Here is a 19,614-nt window from a genome sequence, read left to right as displayed (position 1 = left end):
TTTATTAATTATTTATCTATTTCTACTAATATGGGACAGTGATCACTATGAGCCGCTTCTGTAAGTATAACGGCTCTTTTAATATTTTCTTGTAGGGGTTGCGAAACCATAGCATAATCTAAACGCCATCCCTTATTATTGGCTCTAGCATTTGCTCTATAACTCCACCAGCTATATTGTTGTTGTTCAGGATGTAAATATCTGAAAGAGTCAATGAATCCACTATCTATAAAACCTCCTATCCATTCTCGCTCTACAGGTAAAAACCCTGAAACACCTTTCATTTTAGGGTTATGAATGTCTATTTCTTCATGACAAATATTATAATCACCACAAATAACCAAGTTTGGTATATTTTGTTTAAGGTTGTTTATATAGTCTTGAAACATATCCATGTATTCTAACTTATGATTCAGTCTGGCATCATTCGTGCCTGAAGGTAAATACAAGCTCATAACCGAAAACCCTTCAAAATCAACGCGTAGGTTTCGTCCTTCCGCATCCATTGAAGCAATTCCCGTGCCATACTCAACATGTTTGGGTTCTTTTTTACTTAAAATAGCCACACCGCTATATCCTTTTTTTTCGGCACTAAACCAATACTGATACGTATAGCCAACCTCTTTAAAAAGACCGAGGTCTAATTGCTCTTTCATAGCCTTTATTTCTTGCAAACAAATGACATCTGGGTTAGCGGCTTTAACCCAATCTATAAACCCTTTATTAATTGCGGCTCTTATACCGTTTACGTTATATGATATTATTTTCATGTATGTTTAAATTTGAAGTTCTCAGCCCGAGTTGCGCTTCCAATGACATTGAACTTTTAAATTTCAGCTAAAATAAATAATAGCTTACTTTTACACTATTATTTTACAGCAGTTTTAACAAGCCGTGCTGCAAAATAATTTAAACTTTTTGTAGTTTAATTATCTGATGAAATGTTTTGCCTATATTCTTTTGGTTCTTGTTAGTTTTTCTGGGTATTCGCAGAATCTGCCTTCAAATTATAAAACCAAAACGTTTGAGGTAAAAGACCACATTCAAATAGATAGTGTTAGTATTAATTCCAGCACATTTACAGTAAGAACAACATCTGGCCGTGTTATAGATTCTACTTTTTACTCGGTAGATTTTGCTAAGGCCTTACTAAGCTTTAAAAAACTCCCAGAAACAGATTCTGTTTATATTGATTATTTAAAATTTCCTGATTTCTTAACAAAGACTTACAAACAACTAGACGAAAATATTATTGTTGAAAGTGCTGCCAACAATGATGTACTTTACAAGCTGTCACAACCTAACTTTTCAAAAAAATTTATCCCCTTTGATGGGCTATCTACCTCAGGTAGTATTTCAAGGGGTGTTACTGTTGGAAACAACCAAAATTCTGTTTTAAATAGTGAATTAGACCTTCAAATATCAGGAAAGCTGAACCATAAAGTATCATTAAGAGCCTCTATTCAAGATGCTAATATTCCGCTTCAAGAGAGCGGGTATTCACAACGTCTGGATGAATTTGACCAAGTATTTATTGAGTTGTTTAGTGACCAATGGAATATTCGGGCAGGAGATATTGATTTAGTAAATGAGCATTCATACTTCTCTAGTTTTTCTAAGCGTGTTCAAGGCTTGAACTTTAATATCAATCTTGGCGAAGACACATCACAAACCAGCATATTTGCGGCAGGAGCCATTGTAAGAGGGCAATTTACAACCGATCAATTTACTGCGCAAGAGGGCAACCAAGGCCCTTACAAATTAAAGGGACCAAATGGCGAACTATTTGTACTTATTGTTTCTGGTAGCGAAACGGTCTATGTAAATGGTGTTGTTGCTAAACGTGGTGAAGACCAAGACTATATTATTGATTATAACGCGGGTGAAATTATTTTTAATGCTACATTTCCTATTACTTCAGAAATGCGCATTTCGGTTGACTATCAATATAGCGAACGTAATTATACTCGGTTTGTTGGTTTTGGCGGGAGCACCTACTCCAGCGAAAAGTTAGATATTGGTGTTTCAGTATATTCAGAAAACGATGCTAAAAACCAGCCTCTACAACAAAACTTATCGGAAGAACAGGTTGATATTCTTAAAAATGCTGGAGATGATGAAACTAAAATGGTAGCACCATCAGCCACAAGAAGCGATTATAACCAAAATAGAATACTTTACAGAAAAGACATTATAAATGGCAATGACATTTTTGTGTTTTCAAACAACCCTGATGAAGAGCTGTATAGTGTTACCTTCAGTCTGATTGGAGACAATAAGGGCGATTATATTTTAAGTAGTGTTAATGCCATCAGTAATATTTATGAATACGCTGGCCCAAATCAAGGCAATTTTGCTCCAGTCATTCAACTTGTAGCTCCAAAAAAATTACAAATTGCTGTAGTTAACGGGCGTTACAAACCTTCAAATAAAACCAATATCATTTTTGAAGCCGCTGGAAGCCAATTTGATCAAAATTTATTTTCAACTATTGACAATAATAACAACGACGGATTAGCAGGAAAACTAAAAATAAATCAATCTTTAATACATAGTGAGACGTCTTGGAATCTTGATCTTTATACAGACAACGATTATGTAAGTTCAAATTTTAGAAATGTTCAAGGCTTATATAATGTTGAATTTAAGAGAGACTGGAATTTAGATCAATCCACTGGGCGACAAATCCCAAGAGATTTTGGTGATCAGTTCTTAACCTATAGCGGTCTGAATCTTTTTCATAAAGAAAAAGGCATGATAAGCTATCAATTTCAACTTTTAAAATTCTCTAATGGTTTTAAGGGCAATAGACATGTTACTAACCTAAATCTTAAGCTCAATAAATTTATCATATCTTCTAATTCAAGTTTTTTAAACACCTCTTCAAACACAAAAACTTCAAATTTTATACGGTCACACAACCAACTCATTTACCCCTTAAAAAAGAGTTGGGTTGGAGGAAAATTATCTTTAGAAAACAATGAAGAACGGATAATACATAATGATTCTTTAACCCCTTTGAGTCAGCAATTTAAAGCATACGAAACCTTTGTTGGGATAGGTGACAGCACTAAAATATTTGCCGAAGTAGGCTACAAAAACAGAACGAATGACAGTATTAGATACAACAATCTTGTTAAGGTAAATACCTCAAATACCATTTATCTGAAATCAAAACTTATTCAAAACAAAAACACCAACTTGTCTGTTTTTGCCAATTACAGAACTTTAAAAAGTAAGGAAGCAGACCTAAAGGACGAAAACTCAATCAATTCAAGACTTCAGTTTAGTCAAAAATTTTTCAAACAAATTATACTATGGCATACCATTTTTGAAACCAATTCGGGCACACTCCCACTTCAAGATTTCACCTATGTTGAAGTAGAACCCGGGCAAGGCGCCTACACTTGGATTGATTACAATAATAATGGTATTCAAGAATTGGAAGAGTTTGAATTAGCACAATTTCAAGATCAAGGTAAATTTATTAGAGTTTTGCTACCCAATAGAGTATTTGTAAAAACTCACCAAAACAGACTGAGCCAAACGCTCACCATAAACCCTGCCCAATGGGCAGTCTCTAAAAGTAAGTCAAAACTATTTTGGTCACATTTTTATAATCAAACCAGTTATTTGGTTGACAGAAAGTTAAAACGAAATAATAACGGTTTTAATTTAAACCCGTTTAAAGACGATGAAGACGACCTATTAGGTTTGCTGCTCAACTTTAGAAACGTGTTGTTCTTTAATCGCGGTAAGCAACATTATACATCTTCATACACATACTTAAAAAACACAACAAGAAATGTGCTTTCTGTTGGTTTTATTGAAAATAGCACACAAAGTCATCAGCTTCATTTTAATCATAAAATAGCTACTAACTGGCTTTTTAATTTATTGAGCGCATGGCATACCAACAATAGTAAAAGTGAGAATTTTACAAGCAAAAACTTCAATTTAAAAGAAACCCGACTTAACCCTAAAATTTCATATTTATTTAACAACAATTCAAGCTTTGACATCTTTTATCAACGCACCAACAAAAACAATACAACAGGAAGTTTAGAACAATTAAAGCAACATAATTACGGAGCCTCTTTTACCCTTGGCAGTGGTGATAAAAGTGCTTTTAATGGTATATTTAATTATTTTTCAAACACCTACAATGGGGACACAAACACTCCCGTAGCCTATCAAATTTTAGAAGGTCTTCAACCAGGTAAAAACTTCACATGGAGCGTATTGGCACAGAGAAAACTAACCAGGTTTTTAGATTTAAATTTAAACTACTTTGGAAGAAAAACACCTACAAGCAAAACCATACACACAGGCTCGATTCAATTAAAGGCTTATTTTTAACAGTTTTTAACTTGTATTTTTTTGTACTTTTATGCTCGGTATGAGTAAAATGATAGCCATATTGTATTCTACTTTGATTCTCATTCAAAGTGCTAATATCAACATTGAAGACTTTTCAAAATTCAATGTATTGATAGAACATGCCAATTATCATAAAGACATGTATGGTGATTCTTTTTTTGAATTTCTGATGGAACATTATGGTGAGCAAGTGGCAACGCACCCAAATGACCACAAAGAGCATGACAATTTACCTTTTAAAAAACACCAACATTTAACTTGTCATGTAAACAGTGCTTTTATATTAACATCTTTTTATTTGTATCCGCACAATACACCAACCTATAAAGACATTCCGCTTAATTTTATCTATAAGGAATCAACCTCCTTATTTGAGAAACCTTCTGTTTTTCAACCACCAAAATTAACATAATTCTTACTAAGAATATTTTATAAACCATTCAAAACATAACGTTTTTATGGTTATAACTAATCATTCATTATTGAATTATGCTTGAACATATTATAAAATTCAGCTTAAAGAATAAGCTCATTATTCTACTATTTTCACTTTTTGTTATTGGCTACGGAATATATTCCTTAACCCAAATTCCTATTGGAGCTGTTCCAGATATTACCAATAACCAAGTACAAGTTATCACCACATCAAGAAACCTGTCTACTCAAGATGTTGAACAATTTATTACCTATCCTATTGAATTAGAAATGGCCAACATACCTGGAGTTGAAGAGATTCGTTCTGTTTCAAAATTCGGATTATCGGTTGTTACCATTGTTTTTAAAGATAAGCTAGGCACCTATTTACCAAGACAGCTCATTGCTGAAAAAATAAAATCGGCTTCAGAAAAAATCCCAGAAGGGTTTGGTTCACCACAAATGGGACCAATTACTACAGGATTAGGAGAAATTTACCAGTATATCTTAGATGTTAAGCCAAAATATAAAAATAAGTATTCAACAACACAGCTACGAACCATTCAAGATTGGATTGTAAAAAGGCAACTCTCGGGTATTCCTGGTGTGGTTGAAGTCAACACTTGGGGTGGCTACTTAAAGCAATATGAGGTTGCCATAAATCCTCAAAAACTAAAAGCGATGCATATCAATTATATGGCTGTTTTTGAAGCCTTAGAAAAAAATAACAGTGTTGCTGGAGGTGGTTATATTGAAAAAACCAACAAAGCGTTTTTTATTCGCGGCGAGGGGTTAATTAACACTTTAGATGATATTAAAAACATTGTTGTTAAAAACGAAGGGCTCCCAATTTACATTAAAGACATAGCTAAAGTAGGATATGGTAACGCTACACGATTTGGCGCCATAACGGGAAATGGAGAGGGCGAAAAAGTACTGGGTCAGGTGATGATGCTGAAAAACGAAAATTCTAAAGAAGTTATAAACGCCGTAAAGGAACGCGTAGCTACTATTGAAAGTAGTTTGCCCGAAGGTGTTTACATAAATGCCTTTCTTGAACGCAGTGAACTTATAGGTAAAACCACATTTACTGTAGCAGAAAACTTAATACTTGGAGCACTAATAGTGATATTTGTGGTGGTTTTATTGCTTGGAAATTGGCGATCTGGACTTGTGGTAGCATCCGTGATTCCTATGTGTTTGCTTTTCGCCATTTCATTGATGAATATGTTTGGTATTGATGCTAATTTAATGAGTCTTGGTGCCATTGATTTTGGTATTATCATTGACGGTGCGGTCATTATTGTTGAGTTTATAGCCTTTCAAATTAATACGCAAAGCTCAAAAATTGGTTTGCTGTCTAAAAATCAACTGCAGCAAACCGTTGACGGTATTACTCTGAAAAGTGCCTCAAAAATGATGAATTCTGCTATTTTCGGACAACTTATCATTCTCATTGTTTTTATCCCCATTTTGTCATTAAACGGTGTGGAAGGCAAAATGTTTAAACCCATGGCACTTACCTTTAGTTTTGCCTTAATAGGAGCTATGTTATTTTGTCTTACTTATGTTCCTGTTATATCTTCAATGTTTTTAAAGCCTAACAAGCAGCAAAACAAAAGTATTTCTTACAAACTAATGCATTTCATAAATAACTTGTATAACCCTACTATTCATTGGGCGCTTGAACACCGAAAAATTGTACTTTCTAGTGCGGGTATATTATTAGCTTTAAGTATTTGGATATTCAGCAAAATGGGAGGTGAATTTGTTCCAACCCTGGATGAGGGTGACTTTGTTATTCAGCCCGTTTTAAAAACGGGAACCTCTCTTGAAAAAACAATTGAGATCACCACTCAAATTGAAAACATTCTTCTTGAAAACTTTCCTGAGGTAGATCAAGTAGTGAGTAGGATTGGTGCTGCCGAAGTCCCTACCGACCCTATGAGCATGGAAGAAAGCGATGTTATTATTAAGCTAAAGCCTAAAAGTGAATGGATTTCAGCAGAAAGTAAGGACGAATTAGCTGATAAATTCAAGCAAGCCTTACATAGTATTCCAGGAATGGAAGTTGAGTTTACACAACCTATTGAAATGCGCTTTAATGAACTTATTACTGGGGTTAGAGCCGATATTGCTATCAAAATTTTTGGAGAGGATTTATCCGTCTTAGCCCAAAAGGCCAATGAAATAAAATCATTAATTCAAGATGTAGATGGTGCTTCTGATATCATTGTAGAAAAAGTAGAAGGATTACCGCAAATGAACGTGCATTATAACCGGCACAAAATTGCACGTTATGGTTTAAACATTTCAGACATCAACGATATTATAACCATGGGGTTTGCGGGAAAAACGCTCGGACAAGTATTTAAAGGCGAAAAACGATTTGATTTAGTGGCTAGACTAGAAGCCTCCAACAGAAAAAACATTGAACATTTAAAAACCTTGTATATTGATACTCCTAATGGCATAAAAATTCCTTTAAATGAATTGGCTGAAATAAAATACACTACAGGTCCAGCTAAAATTTCAAGAGATGACACAAAACGAAGAATAGTAGTAGGTATCAATGTAAGAAAAAGAGACTTACAGTCGGTAGTTGATGATGTACAGCATATTATAAAAACACAGGTGCAACTTCCTGTTGGGTATACCGTATCTTATGGCGGACAATTTAAAAACCTACAGCGTGCCAAATCAAGACTTTTAATCGCTGTACCCGTAGCCCTCGTATTGATTTTCATCCTGCTCTACTTCGCTTTTGGTTCTGTAAAAGAAGTGCTTATGGTATATTCTGCAATTCCGTTGGCGGCCGTTGGTGGCATTTTGCTGTTATGGTTAAGAGATATGCCTTTCAGCATTTCGGCAGGGGTTGGTTTTATTGCGCTTTTTGGTATTGCCGTACTTAATGGCATTGTTTTGATTGAGCATTTTAAAGATTTGAAACAAGCTGGAATCACAAATATTGAGGCGCGCATTAAAAAAGGCACAAAAGAACGTTTAAGACCTGTTATTTTAACCGCATTAGCAGCAGCTTTAGGGTTTTTACCCATGGCTGTTTCAACTAATGTGGGTGCCGAAGTTCAACGTCCGCTTGCCACAGTTGTAATAGGAGGCTTAGTCACAGCCACTATATTAACATTGGTTGTACTACCAGTTCTGTACGCGTGGTTTGAAGAAAAAACACCATTTAAAATGAAACAAAAAAACATAAGCGTTATAATTCTAATTTTAATAGCATTACCTGTACAGGCACAAACAAAAGCCATAACGGCCGAAGAAGCTGTTAATTTGGCTATTGAAAACAATGCACATTTAAAAGCCAAATCATTAAAAACTAATGAATACGAAGCGCTTATTGGAAGTGCCTTTAGCTTTGATAAAACGTCCATTTATTATCATTATGATGAAAATAATATAGCCATAAACAATAGGCCATTACAGGTTTTTGGAATCTCTCAAGATTTCAAGTTCCCTACTTTATATTTTGCCGATAAGAAAGTAAATAAGGCCAAATATAATTTACAGAAGTCTTATTTCAACATCAACCTAGAAACCTTAAAAAGAGATGTTTACAAAACCTATGCCTATCTGAGCTATGTAAAGACTAAAACAAAAGTTTACAAATTTCTGGATAGTTTGTATCAGCATTTTTCCCACGCTTCAGAACGAAGGTTTGAGTTAGGTGAAACGAATTACCTAGAAATGATTAGTGCAAAATCTAAGCAGAAACTTTTAGAAACCGATTATAAAAAAGCACAACAGGAGGTGCTTTTAGCTCAGGAACAATTAAAACGATTGATCCAAACAGACTCTATTTCTATTCTAGATGAAACCCTACAAAAACTAGAATTGAAAACCATGAGCATTGGCAATAATATTGGTTTTTCTGTCTATGAGAATACAAGCCTGTACTACGAAGCATTAAGACACAAAGAACAACAACAACTCTTACCCGATTTAAGTGCTGAATATTTTCAAGGAACCAATAGCACTTTAAATGGCAACATCATAGGGTATCAATTTGGCTTAAAAATTCCGCTTTTATTTAGCGGCCAAGCATCAAAGATAAAAGCATCAAAAATAGCCCAAGAATCTGCTGAAGCCGAGGCATATGATTATCGTATAAAGTTAAATTCAGAATACAAATCGCTTTTAACGAAGCTTCACCAATATGATGAATTACTGAGCTACTATGAAAACCAGGGCAAATCACTTGCTTTTGAAATTATAAAAACGGCTGAACGTTCTTTTCAAGAAGGCGCCATCAACTTTTTTCAATACATACAAAGTATTGAAACAGCCAGCAGCATTGAGCTTACATATCTTGAAAATCTCAATGCTTACAATCAAACTATTATTGCTATTAACTATTTAATCCTTTAAAACATGAAACATCTATATATACTATTCTGTTTGCTTTCTATACTATCTTGTGGTACATCTGAGCAAAAAAAAGAAATTGTAATTGAGGAGCCTAACAGTTCCAATGCCATTGCTGTAACTTCATCGCAATTTAGTGGCCAAGATATGGCGCTAGGGCAAATAGAACCTCACCAATTTAATCAAACAATACATACTACCGGCACCATAGATGTACCTCCAAAAAACAAAGCCTTGATTAGTACATTTATTGGCGGTTATATTACAAACACCATACTTCTTGAAGGTGATAATGTAAAAAAAGGACAGCTTTTGGTTTCCTTAGAAAATCCTGAATATGTTGAATTACAGGAGCGGTATTTAGAAGTTCACGAAACACTAAAATACCTAAAGGCTGAATTTGAAAGGCAAAAGAAATTATTTGATGAAAATATCAGTTCTCAAAAGGTGTTTCTAAAAGCAGAAAGCGATTATAAAAGTAATCTGGCACGTTATAATAGTCTTGAAAAAAAGCTTAACATGTTAAACATAAACCCATCTCAAGTCAAGCAAGGCAACATAACATCAACTATACATTTATATTCGCCTATTGATGGCTATGTGAGTCGTGTTAATATAAACCACGGCATGTACGTTTCCCCGTCTCATGTGATTCTAGAAATTGTAGATACCGACCATATCCATTTAGAATTATCTGTTTTTGAAAAGGATATACTGAATGTTAAAAAAGGCCAAAATATTGTATTTACCATTCCTGAAGCATCATTTGAAACTTTTGAAGCTGAAGTACATTTAGTTGGGAACACTATAGATGAAACCTCAAGAGTTGTTAAAGTACATGCGCATATAAAGGATGAATCTAGTAGTCGCTTTATAGTTGGTATGTTTGTAGAAGCAAAAATTATTACAGACACTTCAACAAAGATGGCACTACCTAAAACAGCGATTATTGATAGTGATAATAGTCATTTTGCCCTAGTTTTAAAAAACGAAAACAACAATACCTATCATTTTGAAAAACGTAATATAGAAATAGGGTTGCAAACTGAAAATCATGCAGAAATATTAAATACTAAAGATTTTACAAACAAATCTGTTTTAACAAAAGGCGGTTTTATGCTTATTAATGAAGGGAGTCAAGGAGGACATCAGCACTAACTAAAGTGACAAGTTATCAAGTTGCTTGAATGTATCTATGATGGCTTTTACAGCTTCTACATAAAATTTGGGATGAATATTTTCATAGGTATCTGTGGGCTCATGATAGTCTTCATGATCTTCTACACCAAAATAAAGAAAAGGTATTTCTTTTTTATGAAAATTGGCGTGGTCTGAAGCATACGTCCAATTATCTAATCCATCAAAACCATCATGCCCAGGAACAACTGTAACTTGATGTGATGTATTAACCATATTTAGAATATATTTTAAGTTTTTATTTTCAAAAGCACCCGCTGCGAATAATTCATTTTCCGCACTTCGGCTAATCATATCCATATTTATATTATAGACTATTTTTTTATTACGCACCATAGCGCTATTTATAAAAAACCTAGAACCCTGAAGTCCTAATTCTTCAGCATCAAAGGCCGCTAAAATGACCGAGTGCTTAGGCGGGTGCTCTTTAAAATATTCTGCAAAGGCAAACAGCGCACTAACTCCTGAAGCATTATCATCTGCTCCATTATAAATGTCATCACCTTTAACACCTTCATGATCATAATGCGCACTTATTACAATAAACTCCTTTGGAAACTCCTTTCCTTTTACTAAGCCAATAACATTAACCCCTTGATATTGTTTTCTATCTTCATAAAAACTAAAAAATTGTTCATATGATTTTTCCAATGGCTCAACTTTAAGCGCATGAAATTGATTAATTATATATTTTCTTGCCTTTTTTGCTCCAACAGTTCCTGTTTTTCGGCCTTCAAAAGCATCAGAGGATAATGACCTTAGATGTTTAAGCAACGAGGTTTTACTAAAATAACTCTCTGGAATTGAAATATAATCTTGCGCCGTTCCTACCTGTAAAGAAAAAAACAAGATAAAAAAAACAAGTAATTTTAAATGATTAAGCATGTAACACATTAATAGGCCTTCAAGATAAGTAATGCATTTTAAAAAAAACAAAACCCGCACCAATGGATTAGTGCGGGTTTTATGAAAATGTGATTAATAAACTACTTAAGTGCAGCCTTAATAAGTTCTCTATTCATTCTAGCAATATTATCAAGAGAAATACCTTTAGGGCATTCTATTTCACAAGCACCAGTATTAGTACAGTTACCAAAACCTTCTAAATCCATTTGAGCTACCATGTTTTTAACACGATCGGCAGCTTCTACTTGTCCTTGAGGTAATAGGGCATATTGAGACACTTTTGCGCCTACAAATAACATAGCAGATGAGTTTTTACAAGTGGCCACACAAGCCCCGCACCCAATACAAGTGGCGGCATCCATGGCCTCATCAGCAGCATGCTTTGAAATAGGAATTGCATTAGCATCTTGGGTATTTCCTGAGGTGTTTACAGAAATGTATCCTCCAGCATGCTGAATACGTTCAAAAGATGTTCTATCAACTACCAAATCTTTAATAACAGGGAAGGCAGCGGCTCTCCAAGGTTCGATCGTAATGGTATCGCCATCGTTAAACATTCTCATGTGTAACTGACAGGTTGTAACCCCTCTGTCTGGGCCATGTGCTTCTCCATTGATATAAAGTGAACACATACCACAGATACCTTCACGACAATCGTGATCGAAGGCTACAGGCTCTTCTCCAGAATTTACTAACTGTTCGTTTAAAACATCCATCATTTCAAGAAATGACATATGCTCTGAAATATCGTTAACTTTATAATCGACCATTTGACCCTTTGCACTCGAGTCTTTTTGTCTCCAAATTCTAAGTGTTAAATTCATAATGTCAATCTTATTTGTATGAACGTTGTTTTAGTTCAATATCTTTAAATTCTAATTGTTCTTTGTGTAATACCGCATCAGCAGGTTCTCCTTTGTATTCCCAAGCTGCAACAAACGCAAAATCTTTATCGTTACGTTTTGCTTCACCTTTTTGCTCACCATCTAACTCTACAGATTCTTCTCTAAAGTGACCACCACAAGATTCTTCACGCATTAAAGCATCTTTTGCGAATAACTCTCCTAATTCTAAGAAATCTGCCACACGACCAGCTTTTTCTAATTCTGGATTCATTTCGTTCGCACTTCCAGGTACTTTAACATCTTTCCAGAATTCTTCACGAATTTGCTTAATTTCAGCCATAGCTTCTTTTAAACCTTTTTCGTTACGTGCCATACCAACTTTATCCCACATCACTTTTCCTAAGCGTTTATGGAAGTGGTCTACAGATTTAGTACCGTTATTATTTACAAAGAAATCGATTCTATCCTTAACTGCTTTTTCAGCTTCATCAAACTCTGGTGAGTTGGTTGGAATTTTACCTGTTCTAATATCATCAGATAAATAGTCTCCAATGGTATATGGTAACACAAAATAACCGTCTGCTAAACCTTGCATTAATGCAGAAGCTCCAAGTCTGTTTGCACCGTGATCTGAGAAATTCGCTTCACCGATACAGTAACAACCAGGAATGGTAGTCATTAAGTTATAATCTACCCAAACACCTCCCATAGTATAGTGCGTAGCAGGATAAATCATCATTGGGGTTTTGTATGGATTCTCGTCAACGATTTTCTCATACATTTGGAATAAGTTTCCGTATTTAGCCTCAACAATTTTTTGTCCTAATTCGTAAATCTTTTCTTTTGAAGGATTAGCTATATTATGAATTTTAGCTTGCTCTTTTCCGTAACGTTGTATTGCTGAAGCAAAATCTAAATACACCGCTTCGCCCGTTGCATTAACACCGTAACCAGCATCACAACGTTCTTTAGCTGCTCTAGAAGCCACATCACGAGGTACTAAGTTACCAAATGCAGGATAACGTCTTTCTAAGTAATAATCGCGCTCTTCTTCAGATAAATCGGTTGGTTTTTTACGACCTTCACGAATCGCAATAACATCATCCATGTTTTTTGGCACCCAAATACGTCCGTCATTACGTAAAGACTCAGACATTAATGTTAATTTAGACTGATAATCTCCTGAACGCGGAATACATGTTGGGTGAATTTGCGTAAAACAAGGGTTTGCGAAATACGCCCCTTTTTTATGAATCTTCCACGCTGCAGTGGCGTTAGACCCCATAGCATTGGTTGATAAGAAGTATACGTTTCCATAACCTCCTGTTCCTATTACTACTGCATGTGCTGAGTGACGCTCAATTTCTCCTGTAATAAGATTTCTTGCTATAATTCCTCTTGCTTTTCCATCAACAATAACCACATCTAGCATTTCGTGTCGATTGAACATTTCAATCTTACCACGAGCGATTTGACGGTTCATAGCCGAGTATGCGCCTAATAATAATTGCTGTCCTGTTTGTCCTTTAGCGTAAAACGTTCTTGATACTAATACCCCACCAAATGAACGGTTATCTAATAATCCACCATAATCACGCGCAAAAGGCACACCTTGAGCCACACACTGGTCGATAATATTTCCAGACACCTCAGCCAAACGGTATACGTTAGCTTCACGAGAACGGTAATCACCCCCTTTTACGGTATCGTAAAACAACCTGTAATTAGAATCACCATCACCTTGATAATTCTTAGCCGCATTAATACCTCCTTGTGCCGCAATAGAGTGTGCACGACGCGGTGAATCTTGGTAAGCAAAAGCTTTTACGTTATATCCTAATTCTGCTAATGTAGCTGCAGCAGACCCTCCTGCTAATCCAGTACCCACAACAATAATATCTATATTACGCTTGTTCGCTGGATTAACTAAATTGATCTTATTTTTATAGTTTGTCCATTTATCTTGAATTGGACCTTCTGGTATTTTTGAATCTAAAGCCATATATATTTAAGATTAATGGTTAAAGTGATGAAAAATTGCAATAATTATAAATCCTAATGGAATAATAATAGCATAGGCTTTACCTATTTTTTGCATGGTTTGTTTTCTGCCTGCAGAAATACCCATAGACTGAAATGCCGAAGTAAATCCGTGGGCTAAATGCAACCCTAATAGCACAAAAGCAATAACGTAAGCAACCACACGAATAGGATTGTGAAATTTCTCAACCAATTCATGGTAATATCTTAGACCACCATCATGCATTCCAGACATATCACCTAGAATATACTTTGTATTGATTTCTGGAATCCAGAAGTCAATAAAATGTAACATGATAAAGGCTAAAATAACAACACCACTTAAAATCATGTTTCTACTGACCCAAGTTGAGTTTGCCGCGCCATTATTTTGCACATATTTTACACCAATGGCCTTTCTGTTCTTTAATTCTAAAACAAAACCCATAACAAAATGAAAGACTACACCAGCAATTAAAACAGGTTGTAGCCCAATTTGCACCAAAGGATTTGTCCCCATAAAATGGGATAATTCATTGAACAGATCTTCACTAAAAAGTGAGGTGATATTAACTGTTAAATGTATTATTAAGAAAAACATAAGGAAGAACGCCGAAAGAGCCATAGCTACTTTTCTTCCTATCGAAGATTTAAAAAATCCGCTCATTTTTTGAAGTTATTTTAAGTTCCAGCAAATATACCTTAGGCAAACATTACAGACAAATAACAAATGTCATGTTTTCACTATTTAGAATCGTTATAATTAACTAAGTAAAAATACTTAGTTTTTAACTAGCTTTTGTGTAATTGAAGCTTGTTTAGAAAAAATCTTAATCACATAAACGCCTTTAGCAACACCCTGCAAATTTATTTGATAATCAATTTCGTTGGTACTAAAATGAGTTACCAGTACTTTTCGTCCCCTTAGGTCATGTACAACTACCTTATCTAAAGGAAGCGGATAGTCTATATAAAAAAATCCTGTTGAAGGATTGGGGTAAATTTTTAGTTGTGACACCAAATCAACCTCATTTGTGCTTAAGTTACAAATATTTGAATCTGTCATGGGAAACACACCGCATTCTGAAATGGTTTTGCTTCGATTATGCACCGCTTGAGCAGCAGCTATATTATTAACGTTCAACACCCGCTGTTGCTCCGCAGTTTGTAACGCAAAGTGCATAACTTCACCTTCATTATCTCCTCCAGATTCATCTACCACATGACCTAATTGATGACCATGCCCTAATTCATGTAATGCTACACTTTCAAAATCAAACTTTCCCAAATCAGGAAGTTCTATAGGATCTTCTCCAAAATACCATTCCGTAGTACCATTGTCAAAAACAATATCAAGCTCATAAACGTGAGCGTACCAGGAATCAGGATCTCCAAGATTTCCACAACCAGCTATTCTGCTATAACACCTGCCTAAAACGTCATCATCTAAGTCATCATATCTTACAACATTTATCCCATCGGCTACCGTTGCATTTGTAGTGGTAGGAGAATTACTTATCACCCAATTAACTTTTGTTTCACAACGCCATTTTTCTAAAGAAGTTTCAAATGCAGTTTTTGAATTTGTGTCATTAAAAAAATCGGTATACATTTCCCAAACGTAGCCTCCTCCCTCATCATTAATATGTCTTGTTTGATAAGCATACATGTCTAGCGGTCCATTAACTCCTGGAGGATCTTGAGTTGTAGCATCATCAGGATCAATAGAAACATTAAACTGGGCCGAAGTAACTATCAAGTTATTTATAGAAGCAGCATTGTTTCCATTATTGTCTTGTACCAAAACTTTTCCTGTTCCAGCGTTATGAGGCACCTCAACTATAATTTGAGTATCAGACCATTCTTTAATCTGTGTATTTAAAGCAAAAATAAAACTTCCTGGGTCTCCATCATCAGCATTTTTAAAGCCAACCTTACCTCTATTGTCGTTACTACCAAACCCAGAACCTGTAATAGTGAGTTCAAATCCTGTTCCCGCTGTCACTTCGGCTGGACTAAAACTAATATTGCTAGGCACTAATATTTTTGCTCTTTCATTAGTTTTATTGTTTACCAATGATTTCGTCTCAAACTCTTTAATCTCCAGAAAAGCTTCGCCAGTTAACTTCATAATTTTATCATACAAAGCTTGCCTTGTAGATTTGCCTTTACCATACAAACTAACCTCGTTTCTATTAAGTAGCCCATATTTAAAAAAACTCTGGGTAGAGGTTACTGGATTATATCGCTCTAACCGACTTTTACTAGTAAGGCTTAAGGAAACTTTATTTGGTCTTAAAATAAATAAACCTCTATCTCCTGAAAATAATTTCAAATTGGGGTATACAATCAATGCTTCCGCACCAACCGTTCCACCAACAGTCACCACCTCAACTGTATTCAAACTTTTACCTTTAAAAACCTTTGCTACGGAGACCGTACTTATTGTATAAATATTTAACTTATTGATATCCCACATGCACTTTTGAGAGGTTACTACACCCTCAATAATCATAACAGAATTATCTACTTGCCTATCGAGAGGCACCTCCTTTACAAATTGAGCATTAATTTGTTGATTTAATAAAAAACAACAAATTACTACCAATAATTTTCTAATATTTCTCATTTTCAAGCCTCTTTATATAGGAAGTTCTAAGCGGAGCCTTTCAAAGATATAACAAATTATTAGCATTTCACAATGCGAATATTCACTACTTTTATGGTTCAAATTTTATTTTCTTATGAAATACCATCCTATTGATAATAAACTATTTATAAAGAATCGACAAAAATTTACAGCACAAATGAAACCTAACAGCTTGGCTGTTTTTAATTCCAATGACATTTACCCTATTAGTGCCGATAGTACCATGCCTTTTCAACAGCACCGCGATATTTTTTATTTAAGCGGTGTAGATCAAGAAGAAAGCGTATTAGTACTTTTCCCAGATTGCCCTAAAGAAAAGCATAGAGAAATTCTTTTTTTAAAAGAAACCAATGAGCATATTGCTATTTGGGAAGGTGAAAAACTTACTAAAGACAAAGCCTTTGAAACCAGCGGCATTAAAACCGTTTATTGGTTAAAGGACATGGAAAAGGTTTTGTTTGAAATCATGACGCAATGCGACACTATTTATATAAACACCAATGAGCATTATCGTTCAAACGTAGAAACCCAAACGCGCGAAGATCGGTTTACAAAATGGATTAAAGAACGCTACCCTGCACACAGCGTAGCCAAAAGCAACCCTATTTTACAACGCCTGCGTTCTGTAAAAGAAGACATTGAAATTGCCTTAATTCAACAGGCGTGTGATATTACCGAAAAAGGATTTAGAAGAGTGCTAGAATTTGTAAAACCAGGTGTTTGGGAGTATGAAATAGAAGCCGAATTTATGCATGAGTTTTTAAGAAACCGCTCAAAAGGCTTTGCCTACACCCCCATTATCGCTTCTGGAAATAACGCCAATGTGTTGCATTACATTGAAAACAACCAGCAATGTAAAACTGGTGATTTAATTTTATTTGACACGGCAGCCGAATATGCTAATTATTCTAGTGATTTAAGTAGAACCATACCCGTATCTGGCAAATACTCAAACCGACAAAAATCTGTTTATAATGCCGTGAATAGGGTGAAAAAAGAGGCTACTAAAATGCTTTTACCAGGTACAGACTGGGCTGAATACCACACAGAAGTTGGCAAGCTAATGACTAGTGAGTTACTCGATTTAGGACTGCTTAACAAAGCGGATATTCAAAATGAAAACCCTGAATGGCCTGCTTACAAAAAATATTTTATGCATGGCACCTCGCATCATATGGGGCTTGACACGCATGATTATGGTATTTTAACGGAGCCTATGCAGGCTAATATGGTGTTTACTGTTGAACCTGGTATTTACATACCTGAAGAAGGTTTTGGCATTAGACTTGAAGATGATGTTGTAATTCAACCAACAGGAGAACCGATCAATTTAATGAAAAACATTCCAATTGAAATTGAAGAAATTGAAGAAATTATGAACGCTTAAAACGATAGTTCATAGATAAAAATAAAAAAGGCGTTTTTTTAAAACGCCTTTTTGCTGCATACTATGCTAAATATAGATATTTTAATGAGTGACTAATTCAAATAAATAATCGTTTAGTTTTTGCAGCGTATTTATTTTGTCATTTGAATCAATTAACAAAGAGATATTATTTTTACTTCCTCCATAAGAAATCATTCTTATCTTAACATCTTGTAAAATCTGGAATAACTTAAAGGTATCTTGATGGTTTACCACTGAATGCCCTACCAGACAAACAATACTTTGATTTTTATCAACTTCAATAACCGCAATTTTATCAAGTTCGGTAAGAATAGGTTCTAAATTGCTATCGTTATCGATAGTTAAGGACACAGCAACCTCTGACGTGGTAATCATATCAATAGAGGTTTTGTAAGTTTCAAAGACTTCAAACACTTTCTTTAAAAATCCATGGGCTTGCAACATACGTGCCGATTTGATTTTTATTGCTGTTATCCCATCTTTTGCAGCTATGGCCTTGATACCTGTTTCAGATGTTTTATTTGAAATTAAAGTACCATGAGCTTCAGGATCCATGGTGTTTTTTAATCGCACTGGAATATTATCTTTTCGCACAGGTGTTACTGTTTGTGGATGTAGAATTTTTGCTCCAAAATAAGCTAACTCTGCGGCCTCATCAAAAGATAAATTTGAAATTGGGTGTGTGTTTTCAACATATCTAGGATCGTTATTATGCATGCCGTCAATATCTGTCCAAATTTGCACCTCTTCGACCTTAAAAGCCGCCCCAATAATTGTTGCTGTATAATCACTACCTCCACGTTGAAGGTTTGAGATTTCTCCTGCCTCATCTAAACAAATAAACCCCTGAGTAATATATATGTCAGACTCTGGGGTATCATTAAAAACCTTTTCAAAATTTTCTTTTATATAATCTAAATCAGGCTCTTTAAACTCATCAATCTTCATAAAATCTAATGCAGAAAGTAATGAAGCTTTAATGCCTTCTTGCCTTAAAAAAGCATTGAACATATAGGTAGACAACAACTCACCTTGCGCAACAATCTTATTATATAATAATTCTGAAGCAGTTTCTTCAGCACAGCTAAGTAAAACATTAAAAATACTAGCCACATATGTTTTTACATCAACATTAAGTTCTTGCTCCTGTAATAAAGCATCAACCGTAACTAGATAATGAAGGCGTAATGTGTTAATTTTATCTATAGCAATAGCTTTATAACCGTCTTCAATATCTTTTGAAATAGCGACCAATTGATTTGTTGTACCAGACATGGCCGATAATACCACTATCTTCTTTTCGCCATCATTGATAATGTTTTTTACATTAGTCATGTTCTCAACAGAACCTACAGATGTACCACCAAACTTTAATACTTTCATTTTCATTTATTTGAGCGCAAAACTAA

General features: G+C 34.9%; 12 protein-coding genes. 5 read left to right on the top strand and 7 right to left on the bottom strand.

The features are described 5' to 3' along the window. Positions 1–8 precede the first annotated feature (8 nt). Positions 9–770, bottom strand: a complete 762-nt coding sequence (locus tag FGF67_RS09085; protein ID WP_139696958.1) for an exodeoxyribonuclease III — start codon at positions 768–770, stop codon at positions 9–11. Positions 771–936: 166 nt separating this feature from the next. Here FGF67_RS09085 and FGF67_RS09080 point away from each other — a divergent pair, with 166 nt between their 5' ends. The 4 genes from FGF67_RS09080 to FGF67_RS09065 all read left to right on the top strand — a co-directional run bounded on the left by FGF67_RS09080 (position 937) and on the right by FGF67_RS09065 (position 10,338). Further along, positions 937–4,359 carry a hypothetical protein gene (locus tag FGF67_RS09080; protein WP_139696957.1) on the top strand — a complete coding sequence of 1,141 codons (3,423 nt, stop codon included), beginning with the start codon at positions 937–939 and terminating at the stop codon, positions 4,357–4,359. Positions 4,360–4,399: 40 nt separating this feature from the next. Then, a complete protein-coding gene (locus FGF67_RS09075) occupies positions 4,400–4,792 on the top strand; it encodes a hypothetical protein (protein WP_139696954.1) in 393 nt (130 codons plus the stop codon). Between the two features lie 77 nt (positions 4,793–4,869). After that, positions 4,870–9,183, top strand: coding sequence for a CusA/CzcA family heavy metal efflux RND transporter (locus FGF67_RS09070; protein WP_139696953.1), 4,314 nt, complete (start codon positions 4,870–4,872; stop codon positions 9,181–9,183). A gap of 3 nt (positions 9,184–9,186) precedes the next feature. After that, entirely contained in the window at positions 9,187–10,338 is a 1,152-nt protein-coding gene (locus tag FGF67_RS09065) for an efflux RND transporter periplasmic adaptor subunit (protein WP_139696951.1), read from the top strand. Here FGF67_RS09065 and FGF67_RS09060 read toward each other — a convergent pair whose 3' ends face one another. The 5 genes from FGF67_RS09060 to FGF67_RS09040 all read right to left on the bottom strand — a co-directional run bounded on the left by FGF67_RS09060 (position 10,339) and on the right by FGF67_RS09040 (position 16,776). Beyond that, a complete protein-coding gene (locus FGF67_RS09060) occupies positions 10,339–11,262 on the bottom strand; it encodes a M28 family peptidase (protein ID WP_139696948.1) in 924 nt (307 codons plus the stop codon). A 101-nt stretch (positions 11,263–11,363) separates the two neighbouring features. Then, positions 11,364–12,107: a succinate dehydrogenase/fumarate reductase iron-sulfur subunit gene (locus FGF67_RS09055; RefSeq protein WP_139696946.1), complete on the bottom strand. Its 744-nt coding sequence runs from the start codon at positions 12,105–12,107 to the stop codon at positions 11,364–11,366. Between the two features lie 10 nt (positions 12,108–12,117). Next, positions 12,118–14,130, bottom strand: a complete 2,013-nt coding sequence (locus FGF67_RS09050; RefSeq protein WP_139696944.1) for a fumarate reductase/succinate dehydrogenase flavoprotein subunit — start codon at positions 14,128–14,130, stop codon at positions 12,118–12,120. A 12-nt stretch (positions 14,131–14,142) separates the two neighbouring features. After that, the gene (locus FGF67_RS09045) at positions 14,143–14,814 is read right to left on the bottom strand and encodes a succinate dehydrogenase cytochrome b subunit (RefSeq protein ID WP_139696942.1); all 672 of its coding nucleotides are present in this window, start codon (positions 14,812–14,814) and stop codon (positions 14,143–14,145) included. Positions 14,815–14,928: 114 nt separating this feature from the next. Then, positions 14,929–16,776 carry a T9SS type A sorting domain-containing protein gene (locus FGF67_RS09040; RefSeq protein WP_139696941.1) on the bottom strand — a complete coding sequence of 616 codons (1,848 nt, stop codon included), beginning with the start codon at positions 16,774–16,776 and terminating at the stop codon, positions 14,929–14,931. A gap of 115 nt (positions 16,777–16,891) precedes the next feature. Here FGF67_RS09040 and FGF67_RS09035 point away from each other — a divergent pair, with 115 nt between their 5' ends. Beyond that, positions 16,892–18,184, top strand: coding sequence for an aminopeptidase P family protein (locus FGF67_RS09035; RefSeq protein WP_139696939.1), 1,293 nt, complete (start codon positions 16,892–16,894; stop codon positions 18,182–18,184). 81 nt (positions 18,185–18,265) lie between these two features. Here the strand turns inward: FGF67_RS09035 and FGF67_RS09030 are convergent, their stop codons facing one another. Further along, entirely contained in the window at positions 18,266–19,588 is a 1,323-nt protein-coding gene (locus FGF67_RS09030; protein WP_139696937.1) for an aspartate kinase, read from the bottom strand. Between the last annotated feature and the right edge of the window lie 26 nt (positions 19,589–19,614).

The sequence above is a fragment of the Allotamlana fucoidanivorans genome, assembly GCF_006265225.1.
GTDB lineage: Bacteria > Bacteroidota > Bacteroidia > Flavobacteriales > Flavobacteriaceae > Allotamlana > Allotamlana fucoidanivorans.
The sequence above is the reverse complement of the archived record's forward strand: the minus strand, read 5'-3'. Positions and strand labels throughout refer to the sequence as shown.